At 68.0% G+C, this 16,794-nt stretch carries 14 protein-coding genes; 3 read left to right on the top strand and 11 right to left on the bottom strand.

The annotated features are described in order from the left end of the window. Nucleotides 1-67: 67 nt before the first annotated feature. The 8 genes from NO887_RS10855 to NO887_RS10820 form a co-directional block, all read right to left on the bottom strand. Nucleotides 68-1,249: a [LysW]-lysine hydrolase gene (locus NO887_RS10855; protein ID WP_256418311.1), complete on the bottom strand. Its 1,182-nt coding sequence runs from the start codon at nucleotides 1,247-1,249 to the stop codon at nucleotides 68-70. Next, a complete protein-coding gene (locus tag NO887_RS10850; protein ID WP_256418310.1) occupies nucleotides 1,249-2,376 on the bottom strand; it encodes an aspartate aminotransferase family protein in 1,128 nt (375 codons plus the stop codon). The genes NO887_RS10855 and NO887_RS10850 overlap by 1 nt, the downstream gene beginning before the upstream one ends. Further along, on the bottom strand, nucleotides 2,373-3,287 hold the full coding sequence (locus NO887_RS10845) for an acetylglutamate/acetylaminoadipate kinase (protein ID WP_256418309.1): 915 nt from the start codon (nucleotides 3,285-3,287) through the stop codon (nucleotides 2,373-2,375). The genes NO887_RS10850 and NO887_RS10845 overlap by 4 nt, the downstream gene beginning before the upstream one ends. Further along, complete coding sequence (gene argC, locus NO887_RS10840; RefSeq protein ID WP_256418308.1) at nucleotides 3,284-4,375, bottom strand: N-acetyl-gamma-glutamyl-phosphate reductase; 1,092 nt, start codon at nucleotides 4,373-4,375, stop codon at nucleotides 3,284-3,286. The genes NO887_RS10845 and argC overlap by 4 nt, the downstream gene beginning before the upstream one ends. Continuing rightward, entirely contained in the window at nucleotides 4,372-5,265 is an 894-nt protein-coding gene (gene lysX, locus NO887_RS10835; protein WP_256418307.1) for a lysine biosynthesis protein LysX, read from the bottom strand. The genes argC and lysX overlap by 4 nt, the downstream gene beginning before the upstream one ends. Nucleotides 5,266-5,299: 34 nt before the next feature. After that, nucleotides 5,300-5,488: a lysine biosynthesis protein LysW gene (gene lysW / locus NO887_RS10830; RefSeq protein WP_049983816.1), complete on the bottom strand. Its 189-nt coding sequence runs from the start codon at nucleotides 5,486-5,488 to the stop codon at nucleotides 5,300-5,302. A gap of 271 nt (nucleotides 5,489-5,759) precedes the next feature. Then, nucleotides 5,760-7,289 (bottom strand): argininosuccinate lyase, encoded by a 1,530-nt coding sequence (gene argH / locus NO887_RS10825; protein ID WP_256418306.1) that lies wholly within the window; start codon nucleotides 7,287-7,289, stop codon nucleotides 5,760-5,762. Beyond that, nucleotides 7,290-8,495 (bottom strand): argininosuccinate synthase, encoded by a 1,206-nt coding sequence (locus NO887_RS10820; RefSeq protein WP_256418305.1) that lies wholly within the window; start codon nucleotides 8,493-8,495, stop codon nucleotides 7,290-7,292. 383 nt (nucleotides 8,496-8,878) lie between these two features. Between NO887_RS10820 and uvrB the strand changes: the two genes are divergently transcribed. The 3 genes from uvrB to NO887_RS10805 all read left to right on the top strand — a co-directional run bounded on the left by uvrB (nucleotide 8,879) and on the right by NO887_RS10805 (nucleotide 12,098). Beyond that, complete coding sequence (uvrB, locus tag NO887_RS10815) at nucleotides 8,879-10,936, top strand: excinuclease ABC subunit UvrB (protein ID WP_256418304.1); 2,058 nt, start codon at nucleotides 8,879-8,881, stop codon at nucleotides 10,934-10,936. Between the two features lie 97 nt (nucleotides 10,937-11,033). Further along, nucleotides 11,034-11,567: a hypothetical protein gene (locus NO887_RS10810; protein ID WP_256418303.1), complete on the top strand. Its 534-nt coding sequence runs from the start codon at nucleotides 11,034-11,036 to the stop codon at nucleotides 11,565-11,567. Between the two features lie 96 nt (nucleotides 11,568-11,663). Then, nucleotides 11,664-12,098 carry a hypothetical protein gene (locus NO887_RS10805; protein ID WP_256418302.1) on the top strand — a complete coding sequence of 145 codons (435 nt, stop codon included), beginning with the start codon at nucleotides 11,664-11,666 and terminating at the stop codon, nucleotides 12,096-12,098. Nucleotides 12,099-12,141: 43 nt separating this feature from the next. On the opposite strand, the gene NO887_RS10800 is transcribed toward NO887_RS10805, so the two are convergent. The 3 genes from NO887_RS10800 to pheS all read right to left on the bottom strand — a co-directional run bounded on the left by NO887_RS10800 (nucleotide 12,142) and on the right by pheS (nucleotide 16,743). Beyond that, nucleotides 12,142-13,371, bottom strand: a complete 1,230-nt coding sequence (locus NO887_RS10800) for an SPFH domain-containing protein (RefSeq protein WP_256418301.1) — start codon at nucleotides 13,369-13,371, stop codon at nucleotides 12,142-12,144. A 127-nt stretch (nucleotides 13,372-13,498) separates the two neighbouring features. Beyond that, the gene (gene pheT, locus NO887_RS10795) at nucleotides 13,499-15,235 is read right to left on the bottom strand and encodes a phenylalanine--tRNA ligase subunit beta (protein ID WP_256418300.1); all 1,737 of its coding nucleotides are present in this window, start codon (nucleotides 15,233-15,235) and stop codon (nucleotides 13,499-13,501) included. Further along, nucleotides 15,235-16,743: a phenylalanine--tRNA ligase subunit alpha gene (gene pheS / locus NO887_RS10790; RefSeq protein ID WP_256418299.1), complete on the bottom strand. Its 1,509-nt coding sequence runs from the start codon at nucleotides 16,741-16,743 to the stop codon at nucleotides 15,235-15,237. Before pheS ends, pheT begins: the two co-directional genes overlap by 1 nt. Nucleotides 16,744-16,794: the final 51 nt, after the last annotated feature.

Raw genomic sequence — 16,794 nt, 5'->3', positions numbered from 1 at the left:
TGTTTGGTGTGGTGTCGTTCGAGAGTGAAGTGTCGGTCGAGAACGAGATCGTGGTTTTCAGACGCCGTTACAGTCGCTTGCGACAAACCTCGGTGAGGACGGTCACGGCGCGGTCCAACTCGGGGAGCGGGAGCCGCTCGTCCGGGGCGTGGTCCAGATCGGAGTTGCCGGGGCCGTAGGTGACCATCGGGCAGTCCCACGCGGCCGCAAAGAGGTTCATGTCACTCGTGCCGGTCTTTCGCAGCAGGCGAACGTCGCCGCCGGCCGATCGGATCGCGACACGAAACGCCCGCGCTAGGTCCGTCCGCGGGCTCTCCATGACGGGCGGCATCGGGTCGCCCCAGTGGACCGACCCGGTCGACAGCTCCGCCTCCGCGAGTTCGTGAATCTCGTCGACCGGGCGCGAAGGCGGGACCCGCAGCTGCACCTCCATCGTCGTCTCCACGGCGAGACCGTCGTCGCTCAGTCCGCCGTCGATCGAGATGGGCTTGGTCGTCACCTGATCGAACACCGCGGTCTCCGAGTCATCCGGGGTAAACGTCTCCTCGACCCCGTGCCACCAGTCGATCGCGTGCTGGATCGCGTTCGGCTCTGGCCGCGAGGAGTGACCCGACTCGCTCGTGTTCACGTACGTCCCCTCCAAGAGTCCGCGGTACCCGAGTGTGATCCCCGCCCAGCCCGACGGCTCGCCGTTGATCACTGACGCCGGCGCGTCGCGGTCGCCGATGAGGTGTCGCGCGCCCGCGGAGTCGACCTCCTCGCGGACGACGCCCACAAAGGAGACCCCGGTCTTTACCGCTGCGACCGCCATCGTGACCAGCGGCCCCGTCGCGTCGACCGCCCCGCGGCCCCACAGCACGGGGTCGCCGGGCTCTCCGACCTGAATCTCGGACGGCTCCGGCAGTTCGCCCGCCGGCGGGGCCGGCCGCACTTCCACTGGAATGTCGCCCGGGACGGTGTCGATGTGAGACGTGAGGAGCACGGCGTCGTTCGCCGGTGCCCGGACGTTTCCCGCGTCGTCGATCCACGCCTCGCGTCCGTTGGCCTCGAAGAAGTCGACGAGCCGCTCCGAGGCTCTCTCCTCCTCGCCCGACGGGGACGGGATCGACACCATGTCGTACAGCAGCTTCCGGGCCGGAGTGTCGCAGGCCGCGGGATAGCCGCCGCCGGCGACGATGTCGTCGCCGGCTCGCGTCGAACCGTCCGCGTCTGCGGCCTCGTCGCCCTCACGCTCTTTTCCGGCCGCCATCAGTTGATCACCTCGGCGATGGCGTCAACGACCGCGTCAGCGTGCTCACGCTCGATCGTAAGCGGTGGGAGCAGCCGCAGCACGGTCCGACCCGCCGGCAGCGCGAGTATCTGATGGTTGATCGCCAAGTCGCGAATCAGGCGATTCGAGCCGCGTTTTACCTCGATGCCGACCATCAGCCCGTCGCCGCGCACGTCGCGGATCTCGTCGCCGAGACGGCTCTCGATCTCGCCGCGCAGGTAGCTCCCTACCTCGTCGGCGTGCGCCGAGAGGCTCTCGCCTTCGATCACGTCGAGCGTCGCCCCTGCGGCGGCCGATACGACGGGGCCGCCAGAGAACGTCGAGCCGTGGTTTCCCGCCTCCTCGGCGATCCAGTCGCGACACAGCGTCGCGCCGATCGGGAGTCCGCTACCGAGCCCCTTCGCGGTCGTGAGCACGTCGGGTACCACGTCGTGGCGCTCCGCCGCCCACAGCGACCCGGTGCGGCCGAGGCCGGTCTGGATCTCGTCGAGGATCATCGCAGCGCCGGCCGCCTCGGTCGCCTCGCGGACTGCCTGCAGATAGTCGGTGGGCGCGGGGTTGATCCCGCCCTCGCCCTGCAGCGGTTCGAGGATGACCGCGGCGGTCTCGTCGTCGACGGCCTCGCGCATCGCCCCCGCGTCGCCGTACTCGACGAACTCCACGCCGCCCGCGAGCGGCTCGAATCCCTGTTTGTACTTCTGTTTCCAGGTGGTCGCGAGCGCACCCATCGTCCGGCCGTGGAACCCCTGCGTCGTCGCGACGATCTTCTCGCGTCCCGTGGCGTGCCGGGCGAACTTCAGCGCGGCCTCGTTGGCCTCCGTCCCGGAGTTACAGAGCCACACGTTGTCAATGTCACCCGGGCCGCCGGCGGAGAGCTTCTCGTACAGCGCCGTCCGCGCGGCGTGGGGATACGACGCCTGCACGTACATGAGATCCTCCAGCTGGCTCGTCGCGGCGTCGACAACCTCGGGGTGACAGTGACCGACCGGCGTGCACGCGTAGCTCGCACCGAAGTCGAGGTACTCGGTTCCGTTCGTGTCGGTGAGGTACACCCCGTCGCCGGAGGCGATCTCGATCGGTTTCTCGGAGAAGACGAACCCACTCATGCGGTCTCGCCCTCCGTTTCGGCCTGTTCAACGATCGCGGTGTGCTCGATCGTCGTCCCCGCGCCGCCGAGCGCGGCGACGATGGGATCGTCGACGTTGGCGTCGGAGACGACGACGCGGCCGGATCCCCCCGAGAGCGCCTCTTTCGCGGCCATCACCTTCTTACCCATGAACCCCTCTGCGGCGGATTCGACCGCCGCGAGTTCTTCGGGCGTCGACGCCGACTCGATCAGCGTGCCGGGGTCGTCGGGATCGGCGTAGACGCCGGCCACGTCGGTCAACAGGACGAGGTCGGCGTCGAGCGCGCCGGCGACCGCAGCCGCGGCGCGGTCGGCGTCGGCGTTGACTGGCGTGACGCCGCCGTCACTCTCTTTCCCTTCCATCGGGGGCGAGGCGACGGGCGTGTAGCCGTCGGCGAGCAGCCCCTCGAGGAGGTCGGCGTTCACCGACTCGATCTTCCCGGAGTGCTCGCCGCGGCGGATCTTCTTCTTGCCGTCCTCGACCACGCGGACCGCCGACTTGCGCGGACCCGAGAGGAGCCCGCCGTCGACGCCCGAGAGGCCGACCGCGTCGACGCCGGCCTCGCGGAACAGCGCCGTCAGCTCGGTGTTGAGCTTGCCGGCCATCGCCATCGTGAACGCCTCCATCGTCTCGCCGTCGGTAAACCGACCGGTGACGCCGGAGGCCGACTCGACGTACTCGGGCTCCATCCCGAGCCGCTCGATGACCTCGTCGACGACCGTCGAGCCGCCGTGAACGACGACGACCGCTCTGCCGTCCGCGGCGAGCGTCGCCACGTCGCCGACCGCGCCGGCGGGATCGACCGCCTTCGCGCCGCCGATCTTGACGACGACGGGGGGCTGGTCGGCGGGATCGCGCTCGGAGCGGCCGCCATTCGCGTCCTCGCTCATGGCGATCCCACCGGGTGTAACCCCTCGAACTCCAGGCCGGCGTCCTCAGGGAGGTCCAAGGCGATGTTCGCCGCGTGGACCGCCTGCCCGGCCGATCCCTTCATCATGTTGTCGATCGCCGAGAAGACGACGACGCGCCGGTTGCCCGGGTCGAGTTCGAAGCCGACCTCGCCGTAGTTCGTGCCGGCGACCGCCTTCGGCTCGGGGTAACGGTAGACGCCGCCCCCGCCGGAGACGATCCGCATGAACCGCTCGTCGGCGTACGCGTCGCGGTACGCCCCCCACAGGTCACCCTTCGAGACGGGGTCGCCAGGGAAGACGTGACAGGTCGCGCTCGCCCCGCGGACCATCTCGACCGCGTGAACGGTGAAGGAGACGGACAGACCGAGGTACGCCTCGATCTCCGCCTCGTGCCGATGACTCGTGGGCGCGTACGGGCGCACGACTCCCGAGCGCTCCGGGTGCGAGGAGGCCGCACCGCCGCCGGCACCCCCCTCCGAGGATCCGACCTTCACGTCGACGACGACCTGATCGGTCTCGGGGTCGAGAACGCCGGCGTCGACGAGCGGCTTCAGGCCGAGGATCGTCGCGGTCGCGTTACAGCCGCCGCCAGCGATCAGGTCCGCGCCGGCGAGGTTCTCGCGGTTGAGTTCGGGGAGCGCGTACTCCGCGCGCTCTAGGTACTCCGGCGACTCGTGGCCGTCGTACCACTCGTCGTAGGCGTCGGCCTCCGGCAGCCGGAAGTCCGCGGACAGGTCGACGACCGTGTCCGCCGCCTCGAAGTACGCGTCGATCTGCCCCATCGAGACACCGTGCGGCGTCGCCGAAAAGAGCACGTCGACGGATTCCAAGTCGTCCGGGTCCGAAAAGCGCAGGTCGAGCCCGCGCAGGTTCGGGTGCGAGCGCCCGACGGTCATGTTGTCCGCCGACCGCGACGTGGCCTGCACGACCTCGAAATTCGGGTGGCCGGAGAGCAGACGCAGCAGTTCGCCGCCGGTGAACCCCGTGCCGCCGATGACGCTCGCGGTGTAGGTTTCCCCGCTGACAGCGTCGCCGGCGGCCGCGTCAGCGTCGGCGTCCGTCGTCATGCGTTCGCCTCCTCGGCCGCGCTGTCGGCCAGTTCGGTCGCCTTTGTCTCCAGCCAGTCGACGACGCGTGCGGGCACGTCGACATCGGTGGCCGAGTCAAGTGCCTTGAACTCGACCGTGTGGTTCACCTCGTGGACGGTGTATTCGCCGGAGTCGGTCCCGCCGACCTCCATCAGGTCGACGCCGAGCAGCCCGCCGCCGACCGCCTCGCTCGCGCGCTCGACGTACTCGAGCGCCCGGTCGTCCAGATCGAACGACTTCACCTCGCCGCCCTTCGCGGCGTTCGTGAGCCAGTGCTCGGACGACCGCGTCATCGCCGCGACCGGTTCGCCGTCGACCGCCAGCACGCGGATGTCGCGGCCGGGCTTGTCGACGAACTCCTGGACGTAGAACACTTTGTGCTCGTAGTGACCAAGCGTCTCTTTATGCTCTAAGATCGCCTCGGCGGCGTTTCGCGAGTCGATTTTCGCCATCAGACGGCCCCACGAGCCGGTGACCGGCTTGAGCACGCACGGGTAGCCGAACGACTCGATCGCTTCGAGGGCGGCCTCCGTCGTGAACGCCACCTCCGTCGCAGGAGTCGGTATATCGGCCTCCGCGAGCGCGAGCGAGTTCTTCGCCTTGTCGGCGCAGACGTCGCCCGTCTCCGGTGAGTTGACCACGGGCACGCCGTAGCTGTCGAGGAAGCGGGTCGCGTACAGCGACCGGCTCGTCGACAGGCAGCGGTCGACGACGATGTCGAGGTCGTCGACGGCCGCGGTCGTCGAGTCGAGCCCGAACCGCTGTTTGCGGACATCTATCTTCTCTACCTCGTGGTCGCGGTCGCGAAGCTCTGAGAGCAGCAGCTTCTCGTCCTTCCGGATCCGCGAGTAGAGGATCCCGACCTTCACGCGGACCACCTCGGCGCGGTCGTCACCATCGACGTTACTCGCCCCAGTCTTCCTCGAGCTCGGGGGCCTCCTCTAACACGACGGGGTCGAGCGAGATGACCTCCAGCTCGGTTCCGGTGACCGGACTGTCGATTATCTCGCCGACCTCGACGTCGGCCGGCAGTTCGATCTCGTCACCCGTGATCGGGTCCTCCGCCACCAGCGTATCGGTGTCGCTCGTCATCGTGGATCCGTGTCAGCGTCGAGAGCGCATAAATGCTTCGAACTTGTTTGATAACTTACACTAGGCGAAGCGGCCGCTAGTCGCGTAAAACCGGAACGAATCGCCCCTCGTTCCGTTTCGTGTCAGAATCCAGTACGAACCGCGCCCCCTCGTGGGGACGGGATCGCCGCCGGCGGTCGCGGACCGACCGCCGACCGCGGCGGTCGTCGCAGCCGGTCCGGCTGCCGTCGTCGGTCAGACACCCCAGTCCACCTCGACACGGGTGCTCACCTCAGACATACTCGTTCACCTCGGCGTCGAGGGCGGCCGCCGCGTCCGCGAGCGACTCCCGACGCGACGCGATCGCCGTCTCGTCTGCGTCGAATCCCTCGTGGCGCGCGTCGAGATCGGATGCGACCGCGTCGGGGGCGGGTCCGCCCGCGGAATCGCGGCTCGCGACGCTGTGTAGGGGGTCCAGTGCGGCCTCCACGTCGTCTCGGCTCACGTACGCCGAGAGGGGCTCGCCCGTGACCGTTCGAGCGGCCTCGTCAACTTTTGCGGCGGCTTCCGACGGCGTGTCCTCGTCGTCGACACGCTCAGCCGCAGTCGCGACTATCTCGTGGGCCGTGCGGAACGGGAGCCCGCCCATGGCAAGCAGGTCCGCGACGCCCGTCGCCGTGGAGAAGCCGTCGCCCGCGGCGTCGGAGAGCACCGCTTCGTTCCAGTCGGCCGTCGCGACCGCGCCCGCCGCCACCTCGGCGGCCTCCCGAACGTCGTCCGCGGTCTCGAACACGCTCGCGTGGGCGCGTTGCAGGTCGCGGTTGTACGCTCGCGGCAGCCCCTTGAGCAGGCTCAGCGTGCCGGTCGCCTCGCCGATCGCATCGCCGGCGACGCCCCGAGTCAGCTCCAGCGTGTCGGGGTTCTTCTTCTGAGGCATGATCGAGGAGGTGGACGCGTAGTCGTCGGACAGTTCGACGAATCCCTTGTTCGAGAACAGGACTAGGTCCTCGGCGAGCCCCGAGAGCGTCGTCGCGAGCGTCGCGCACGCGGTCGCTCCCTCAGCGAGGAAGTCGCGCGCGGACGCGGCGTCCATCGAGTTGGCGACGAGCCCGTCGAAGCCGAGCAGGTCGGCCGTCCGCTCGCGGTCGACGTCGAACGGCGTTCCCGCGAACGCGGCCGCGCCGAGCGGCGAGCGGTTGGTCCGGTCGTAGGCGTCGAGCAGCCGCGCCGTGTCGCGCGCGACTCCACCCTCGTACGACAGCAGGTAGTGCGCGACCGTCGTCGGCTGGGCGGGCTGGAGATGCGTGTACCCCGGCATCACCGTCTCGGTGTGCTCGCCGGCGACGTCGAGGAGCGCCTCCCGCAGCGTCAGCGTGGCCTCGGCGGCCGCGAGCAGGTCCTCGCGCAGCCGGTACCGGATACAGGTCGCTACCTCGTCGTTGCGCGAGCGGGCGGTGTGCATCCGGCCGCCGTCGGGTCCGACGTGGTCGATGACCGCGGTCTCGATCGCCTCGTGAACGTCCTCTCCCTCGGAGAGTTCGGCGTGGCCCGCGGCTTCCACGTCGCCGAGCGCCGACAGGATCTCGCCCGCGACCGCGTCGGCGACGATCCCCTGCTCCGCGAGCATCACGGTGTGCGCGCGGTCGACCGCCAAGTCCGCCTCGAAGATGGCCGCGTCGGCCGCGAGACTGGAGAGGAACGCGCGGGCGGGACCGCCGCTGAAGCGGTCGCGGCGAACGGCCGTGTCGCTCCCGGCGGCGTCCGCGTCAGCGGACTCCGGCTTGGCGTCGTCCGTCGTCGTATCGGGATCGTCGTCGGTCATTCAGTTGTCGTCGGCGAGTTCGGGCTTCGAGACCGCCTTCTTCACGTCGTTGGCGAGGCGCTCCTGCAGGCCGTGGTACTTCGCGACGCCCGTGGCGTCCTCTTGGGCGATGCCGGCGACGTCCTCGGTGTTGAACGAGGCCATCTCCTCGGAGTAGACCGCGTACTCGGAGTCGCGAGCGACGACGCGGCAGTTGCCGCCCGAGACTTTCACGGTCGCCGTCCCCGTGACTACATCCTGCGTCTCGTCGACGAACGCGTTCAGCGCGTCGACGACGGGCGCGAAGACGAGGCCTTGGTAGGCCTTCTCGGACCACTCCTGCTCGATCCCCTTCTTGAACGAGCGCTCGTTCTTCGTGAGGACGAGGTCTTCGAGCGCCTGGTGGGCCGTCAGCAGGACCGTCGCGGCCGGGTGCTCGTAGTTCTCGCGCACCTTCAGCCCGAGCATGCGGTCTTCCATCACGTCGGTGCGGCCGATCCCGTAGCCGCCCGCGTACTCGTTGAGATGCTGGATGAGCGGGACGGGGTCCATCGCCTCGCCGTCGACGGCGACCGGGACGCCATCCTCGAAGGCGACCTCGATGGTCGTCTCGCCTTCGGGCTCCGCGGTCCACTCGTAGATCTCCTCCGGCGGCTCGTAGTTCGGGTCCTCTAGTTTCCCGCCCTCGACCGCGCGCGACCAGATGTTCTCGTCGATAGACCAGACGCCGCCGTCGCCGGCCTCGACGGGCAGGTCCTTCTCGGCGGCGTAGTCGATCTCCCACTCGCGGGTGAGCCCGAGCTCGCGCACGGGGGCGATCACTTCGAGGTCGGATCCGCGCCAGACGGCCTCGAACCGGAGCTGGTCGTTCCCCTTCCCCGTGCACCCGTGCGCGATGGCGTCACAGCCCTCCGCCTCGGCGACGCCCAAGATGGCCTCGGCGATGACGGGGCGGGCCAGCGCGGTCCCGAGCGGATAGCCCTGATACGTGGCGTTCGTCTTCACCGCGTCGAAACACAGCTCGGCGAACTCCTCTTTCGCGTCGACGACGTGGAGGTCGAGCCCGAGCGCGTCGGCGGTCTCTTCGGCCTCGTCGAACTCCTCCGTCGGCTGGCCGACGTCGACGTTGACGCCGATGACCTCGTCGTAGCCGTACTCCTCTTTCAGAAGCGGTACGCACACTGTGGTGTCGAGTCCCCCGCTGAACGCGAGTGCAACGCTCGTCATTATCGGAGTAGATCCGGCCTACCCCCTTAAATTCGACGGTTTAAATTTTGGAACAAAATAGCAGAACGGTCGCTAACGACGGACGGAGCTATCACTCTCGGAGACGAAGCGGCGCGAACGCGACGAGGGAAGAAGTTTACTGGCCTCGGGAGGCCAGTCGTCGCGCCGCGCCGGAAACCGGTCGCGGTCGGACGCCTCGTCGCGGTCGCGGGGCTCGTCGGCCTCGGAAGAGCGCCGCCACCGGACGAGCCGCCGCGGTCATTAGCTGCTAATTGTCGGGGTTTCGTACAAAAGGGTTCCGCAATCTTCGTGCCGTTCGATACCGGCGTGGCGCTCGCTGCCGCCGCGCCGCTCAAGTGCCTCGACCGCCAACGGCGCGTATCGTGAGCGACGCCGACTCCCCCCTCTCTGAGGACCGCCCGACCGTCGATCGCCCCCTCCGCGTCGACGCCCCGTTCGATCCCGCGGGCGACCAGCCCGAGGCGATCGAACAGCTGGTCGAGGGGTTCGAGTCGGGTGCCGAAACGCAGACGCTCCTCGGCGTCACAGGCTCCGGGAAGACGAACACCGTCTCGTGGGTCGCCGAGGAGTTGGACCAGCCCACGCTCGTGTTAGCCCACAACAAGACGCTCGCCGCCCAGCTGTACGAGGAGTTCCGCGAGCTGTTTCCGGACAACGCCGTCGAGTACTTCGTCTCCTACTACAACTACTACCAGCCGGAGGCGTACGTCGAGCAGACGGACACGTTTATCGACAAGGAGATGTCGATAAACGAGGAGATCGACCGGCTCCGCCACTCCGCGACGCGCTCGCTTCTCACCAGAGACGACGTGATCGTCGTCGCCTCGGTCTCCGCCATCTACGGGCTCGGCGACCCGCAGAACTACCGGGACATGGCGCTGCGGCTGGAAGTGGGGGAAGCCGTGGGCCGCGACCAGCTGCTCGCCGACCTCGTCGACCTCAACTACGAGCGCAACGACGTGGACTTCACGCAGGGGACGTTCCGCGTGCGCGGTGACACCGTCGAGATATACCCGATGTACGGGCGGTACGCGGTCCGGGTGGAGCTGTGGGGCGAGGAGATCGACCGGATACTGAAGGTCGACCCGATGAAAGGCGAGGTCGTGAGCGAGGAGCCCGCGGTCATGCTCCACCCGGCGGAGCACTACTCGATCCCGGACGACAAACTGGAGCGAGCGATCGCGGAGATCGAGGATCTGATGGAAAAGCGGGTGGCCTACTTCGAGCGGCAGGGCGACCTCGTGGCCGCCCAGCGCATCGAAGAGCGGACCACTTTCGATGTAGAGATGCTCCGGGAGGCCGGCTACTGCTCGGGGATCGAGAACTACTCCGTCCACATGGACAACCGCGAGTCCGGCGACGCCCCCTACACCCTGCTCGACTACTTCCCCGACGACTTCCTCACCGTCATTGACGAGTCTCACCAGACGATTCCCCAGATCAAGGGACAGTATGAGGGCGACAAGTCACGAAAAGACTCGCTCGTCGAGAACGGGTTCCGACTGCCGACCGCCTACGACAACCGCCCCCTGACGTTTGAGGAGTTCGAGGCGAAGACCGACCGTACCCTCTACGTCTCGGCGACGCCGGGAGACTACGAGCGAGAGACCTCCGAACAGATCGTCGAACAGATCGTCCGTCCCACGCACCTCGTCGACCCGAAGGTGGAGGTGGCGGAGGCGACAGGACAGGTCGAAGACCTCTTAGGGCGGGTCGACGACCGGATCGAGCACGACGAGCGCGTCCTCGTCACCACGCTCACGAAGCGGATGGCCGAGGACCTCACGGAGTACTTCGAGGAGGCCGGGGTCGACGTGGCGTACATGCACGACGAGACGGACACCTTAGAGCGCCACGAGATCATCCGCGACCTCCGCTTGGGCGACATCGACGTGCTCGTCGGGATCAACCTGCTGCGAGAGGGGCTCGACATCCCGGAAGTGAGCCTCGTCGCCATCCTCGACGCCGACCAAGAGGGATTCTTGCGCTCCACCACCACGCTCGTCCAAACGATGGGACGGGCCGCTCGCAACGTCAACGGCGAGGTGGTGCTGTACGCCGACCGTGTCACGGACTCCATGGAGGCCGCGATCGAGGAGACCCAGCGTCGCCGCGAGATCCAACAGGAGTATAACGAGGAACACGGCTTCGAGGCGACCACCATCGACAAGCCGGTCGGCGAGACGAACCTGCCGGGCGCGAAGACGGACACCTCCTCGGTCAGTGTCGGCGACGTGGAGACCGAAGACGGGGCGAGAGCGCAGATCGACGCGCTCGAAGACCGGATGGACGAGGCGGCGAGCAACCTAGAGTTCGAGCTGGCCGCCGATATCCGCGACCGGATCGCCGAGCTCCGGCGTGCCTTCGAGATCGGCGACGACGAAGACGAGGGGGTTCCCGCGCCGATCGGCGAGGAGTGATCGTCGACCGAGTCGCCCGGCCGAGCGGATGCTCCGATTCTCAGTCGATTGAACGCCGAGGCAGGGGTTTTTATCCGACACCGTCGGATCCGGTCCCATGCACCGGCGCGCGGTCGTGGTCGGGGTTCTCACCGTCGCCACCGCGGGCTGTACCGACCGCCTCCGTGACGTGGCCGCGTCGACTCCCCGGGATATCGCCGTCCGGAGCCGATACGTCGACGGAAACCCCCTCACTGAGGGGCAAAGTATCCGCGGGCTCCCGGCCGAGCTCCACGTCCACGCCGCATCGTATCGATCGCACGACGGCGCGCTCGGGGCACTCCGTCCCGACGCGATCGAGTCGCGGTCGTTCGTCGACGCGACGGAGTTCGTCGACGGCGGCGGCGAGGCGATCCTCGTCGTCGCCCAACGGCTCACCGCGCCCGAGGTCGAACTGCGACTCGGCTCGATCAGCCGCATCGGCGACGGCGCTCTCCGCGTCGCGCTCGATGAGTCCGGCCCCGACGTGGATGTCGAGAAGCTCGACGATCCAGTCGTCAAGACCCTCCTTCTCCGGCTCATCGACCGGCAGGAAACGCCGACGCGCGTCGTCGTCTCCGTCGACGGCGACCGCGCCGGCGTGACGATCTGAGCGTCGGCGCGTCTGGCGCGGGCCTCGGCCGACGATCGCCCACTGGTCGCGTCTGCGTCCCGCGATCGTTTAGTGGCTCGGCCACCTCCCGCCGGTATGATCGCTGTGTCCCGCAGAATCCGCGGAGGAGTCCTCCTTGCCCTAGCGGCGGCCGCGTTCGCGGGCGCGGCTGCCGTCGCGCCCGTGATCGTCCCCGAGACCGGAGGCGCTGCCGGCAGTCCTGACCTCGTCGTGCCGTCGCCGGTCTCGATGCTGGCCGCGCCGGCGCTGCTCGCTGCCGGGTCGGTGTTTCTGGTCGCCGGCGCGGCCGCGCTCGGCGACGCCGACCTCTCCGCCCGCGCTGCGCTCCTCGTGCCGGCGGTAGGGGGCGTCGCCGCGGTCGCGCTGGGCATCGGCGTCGGCACCGACTTCGGAGCGGCCGCCGCCGCGGTCGCCGCACCAGAGGTGCTCGCTGCACTGCGGTCCGGCCCGCCGGCCGCGGTCGCGGTGGGCGCGCTCTGGGCGCTCGATCCGGCGGCGTGGCGGCCCTGAAACGAACACAGACTGTCGCCGCCGCGGACGCTCCGCGCCGTGTTCAGTCGCCCGGACGCTCAGTCTCGGCCTCCAGATCGACGTTGCGGTCGGCTTCGCGGGTCTCCTCTCCCTGCCGGGCGAGGTCGACGTCGCGGGCCGTGTCCGCGTCGCGAGTCTCGTCGGTGCGCAGGTCGCTGTCGGCCACCGTGTCGAGCTGTTCGAGGGCGCTCTCGATGTCCTCCAAGCCGAGCATCTTCTCCGTCTCTTCGTCGAACTCCTTGCTTTCGAGCCCATCCATCTGTTGCACGTCGGAGCCGGACAGCGCCTTGCCGTACCGGCCGACGAGGCTCGTCAACTCCTGCGGAAGGACGAACGTCGTGGACTCGCCCTTGCCGATCTCCTCTAGTGTCTCCATGCCGCGCTCGATGATCGCGCGTTCGCCCATCGACTCGGCAGAGCGGGCGCGGAGCACGGTCGAGATGGCGTCTCCCTGCGCTTCGAGGATCTGCGACTGCTTTTCGCCCTGCGCACGGATGATGTTCGACTGCTTGTCACCCTCCGCCTGCTCGACCGCCGAGCGACGCTCGCCCTGCGCCTCCAGAATCATCGCCCGGCGACGGCGCTCCGCTCCAGTCTGTTGTTCCATGGCGCGCTGGACCTCCTGTGAGGGGCTTACCTCGCGGACTTCGACGGCCTCGACGCGGATGCCCCACTCGTCCGTCGGCTCGTCCAACTCCTCGTTGATCCGGTCGTTGATCTGGTCGCGCCGGGAGAGCGTGTCATCGAGTTCCATGTCGCCGAGGACAGCGCGGAGGGTAGTCTGCGCGAGGTTGGAGACGGCCCGCTTGTAGTCGTCCACTTCGAGAAACGCCTTCTTCGCGTCCATCACCTTGATGTAGACGACCGCGTCCGCCGTCACCGGCGAGTTATCCCGCGTGATCGCCGACTGGCTCGGCACGTCGATCGTCTGCGTTCGCATGTCGAACGGGTACGTGCGGGAGACGAACGGCGGGATGACGTGGACACCCGGTTCGAGCAGCTTCCGGTACTCGCCGAACACCGTCAACGCCTCCTTCTCGTAGGCGTCGACGATCTCGACGGCGCTGACGACGGTGACGACCGCGAGCAACAACGCGAGCGCGGCGACACCGAAGACGAGGCTCTGATTGAGGAGGGCGAAGCCGACGACGACTGCGGCACCAAGCGCGAGGTACTGCCAGACTGAATCGGGGACCGCCCCGACCGCGTCCGACATGTCGACGGCGTCACCGCGCGGACCGTTGGTTCCCATGCGAGACGTTACGACCGGACGCTGTTAACGGTTGGCACGAGAGGCGGCCGTTACGGAGAATCGAGGAGAAAGCCTCGCGCTTCAGCGCGGGGAGGATGTCAAGGAAGTACAAGGAGAACCTTTCGTGTCACCGCAACGCGTCGAGGTCGAACTCGAAGGCCGCGACGGGGACTTCCAAGTCATGTTCGACGAGCACGGCGGGGTGGATCTCGCCGATCACGCCGACCGCCTCACTGTCGATCATCACGTCTGCGGTCCGGCCGTCGATAAACGATGGATGTTCGGTCCGGGGCGTCTCCAACTCGGCTCCGAAGTCGTCACACACCGCCTGCAGCCGACCCTTCGCCGCCTCGTAGGAGGCGTCGCGCCGAGCGACCGCACCGGCGACGTGGCGGGCCTCGGCAACGTTCGAGTTCTCCGAGTCGTCGTGTTCGGCGACGAACCCAACCTCCGCGACGTCCTGCGGATAGGTGTTGTGGGTGTTCCGTTCCAACAGCATCACGAGCGACGGGAGCGCCCACGTCCGGAGCTGGGTGTACTCCTCGCTGTACGGTTCCGTGATCTCGACCGGGCGACCCCCGCCGAAGACGGAACTCTCCGGCTCGACGTTCATCCGGACGTAGTTCTCCGTCATGCTCGTCATGTGGAAATTCAACAGATCCTCGAAGCCGAGTCCGACGAGGCTCGTCCGGACCGCGTCCTCCAGCCGGGAGCGCTCGTGGCGGCCGCCGACGGTCCCCACGTCCGGATAGCGCGGCTCCAATTCGTCGAAGCCGTGCGCGCGCCCCACATCGTCGACGAGGTCGAGCGGGTGAAGCACGTCGACGCGGTAGGGCGGAATCGTCACCTCGTAGGTCACGTCCTCGTCGAGCGTGTAGCTCGCGTCGAGGCCGGCACGCTCGAAGCAGTCGACTACCTCCTCTCGTTCGAAGTCGACGCCGAGCAGTGTCTCGATTCGGTCGTGGGTGACCGACTTCTCGGTCGTGTCGAAGTCCGGCCGGACCAACTGAGGGCCGTACTCGTCCGGGTGGGTCGCGCCGTCGGCGTACTCGACTTCGACCTCCTCGATCGTCGCGCCGCGGGCGGAGAGCGCGTAGCAGACGATCGCACACATCTTGTCGATCGTCCACTGGTCCGTCCCCGTCAACTCGACGAGGAGTTCGCGCGACCCCGTCGTCACCTCGGTCCGCTTGCCGTTGATCACCGGTGGGAACGAGAAGAGACCAAGATCGTCGTCGATCGCCGGATACCGGTCGAGGTCGCCCACGAGGTCAGCGTAGGTCTGTCCCGTCCCGTGTTCTTCCAGCACTTCGGCCGGCGTCAGCTCGTCGTTCGAGTCGAGCGGGACGAAGGAGACGCCGTCGGGATCGACGCCGCGGTAGGTGATCGACGGCTCCGCACCCTCTTGGAGCGCTGCGCCCTTCACCATCGCCAAATCGTGGATCCCGATCGCGCCCTTCGCGCGGCCGCGTCCCATCGTTGCGTGGAGTTTCTCCTGCAGCTGGATCAGCGAGTCGAGCCCCCCCTCGTCGAGGTCGACGCCGCGGACGATTGCGCCGGTGACGTACGGTCGCTCGTCCGGCACCGACTCGTCGACCTCGATGGTCCACTCGGGATCGTTCGTGTCCGGGACGTACACGCCGCGATCGTCGCCGTAGTGGTACCGCAGCGAGCGCGCGACGCCCTCGACCGAGAGGCGATCGAGCCGGTCCGGTGCGAACTCGAACTGGAGGAGCCCGTCGTCGGTCTCGCCTTCGAACTCCAAGCCGAGCCCGAACAGATCCGTCTTGAACTCCTCGTCCGTGGTGTCCGTCCGTCCCGTCAACCCGCGAATCTCGTCGGTGTCGATGTCGACGACGGGCATCAGTAGCTCACCTCCGCGTTCCGCAGGAAGTCGATGTCGGCGAGGGTCCCGTGGAGGTCGCGGATATCCTCCGCGCCGGTCGTCAGCATGGCGAGTCGCTCCAAGGCGAGCCCCCACGCCATCACGTCGCAGTCGACGCCGAGCGGTCCGGTGACCTCCTCGCGGAAGACGCCGGAATTACCGATCTCGATCTCTTCACCCGTCTCCGGATGTTCGCCGAACAGCTCGAATGACGGCTCGGTGTAGGGATTGTAGTGCGGTTTGAATTTGATATCCGTGATCCCGAACTGCCGATAGAACTCCTCGAAGGTGCCCATCAGGTCACGCACCGAGAGATCCTCGGCCATCACCCATCCCTCTATCTGGAAGAACTCCAGCAGGTGCGTCGGATCGAGCGTGTCGTTGCGGTACACCTTCTCGACGGAGAAGTAGCGCTGTGGCGGCTCTAACTCCGCGCCTGCGATCCCAGAGAGGTATCGCATCGACAGGGAGGTTGTATGGCCGCGTAGCGCGACTTCGCGGGCGAACTCCTCGGACCACGGCGAGTGATAGCCGTCGCCGTCCTCACCCCATCCCTCGCGATGAGCCCGCTCCACTCGGCGAATCAGCTCTTCGGGGATCTCGTCCATCGGGTCAACGTCGAGCGCGAACCGGTCCCAGTGGGTCCGCGCCGGATGGTCTTGGGGCATGAACAGGCAGTCGTTGATCCAGAAGTCGCTGTCGGCGTGCGGGCCCTCCATCTCCTGAAAGCCCATCCCGACCAAGACATCCTTCACGCGGTCCGCGGTCCGGCGGAGGACGTGCTTGCGTCCGCCGCTCGCGGTCGGCGCGTCCGCCTCGACGTTGTACTCGGAGAACTCCACGTCCCGCCACTCGCCGCTCGCGAGGAGTTCGGGCGTGACCGCAGAGACCGTCTCGGTCGCCTCGATGCCCGTCATCAGCGCGTCGACGCCGTCGTCGGTGAGCGCGATCGACCGGGTCGTCGACTCCTCGACGGACACGAGCCCGCGGGAGTCGAGCCGGTCGATCACCGCGTCGTCGTCGTCCGACATCTCGTCGGCCGCGAGCGCGGCGAGCGCGGCGGCTTCGGCGTCGGCGTCCGGGTCGGCGTCCGGGTCGAGGACCAGTTCGCCGGAGTCGATCCGTCCGAACCCCTTCCGCGCGAAGTTCGAGAGCGCGATGTCGACTGCGGGGCCGTCGAGACCGGCCTCACCGATGACACGTCCCATCGAGACCGGCTCTTCGTCGGCGTCGAGCGTGACCCCGGCCCGGTAGAGCCGGACCTCGGGGAGCCCGTCGTCGACGTATTCGCGCCCCTCGTCGGTGAGCGCGAGCGTCTCGGTCGCGGTCTCGGCCACCGTCAGTAGTCCCTCGTCGCGGAGGTCGAAGGCCGCACCGGTGACTGTCTCGGGTTTCAGTCCCGTCTCCGCGGCGATTTCGGCTACGCTTCGTTCGTCTGTCGCGCTCGCGGCTTCGAGGACCGCGAGCTGTCGTTCCGGGAGTCGCATTCGAGTTATCCGTATAGGTGGTCGGCTGGTTGGTAACGGTTCCGGGACATC

The organism is Halorubrum laminariae (assembly GCF_024494655.1).
GTDB lineage: Archaea > Halobacteriota > Halobacteria > Halobacteriales > Haloferacaceae > Halorubrum > Halorubrum laminariae.
The sequence above is the reverse complement of the archived record's forward strand: the minus strand, read 5'-3'. Positions and strand labels throughout refer to the sequence as shown.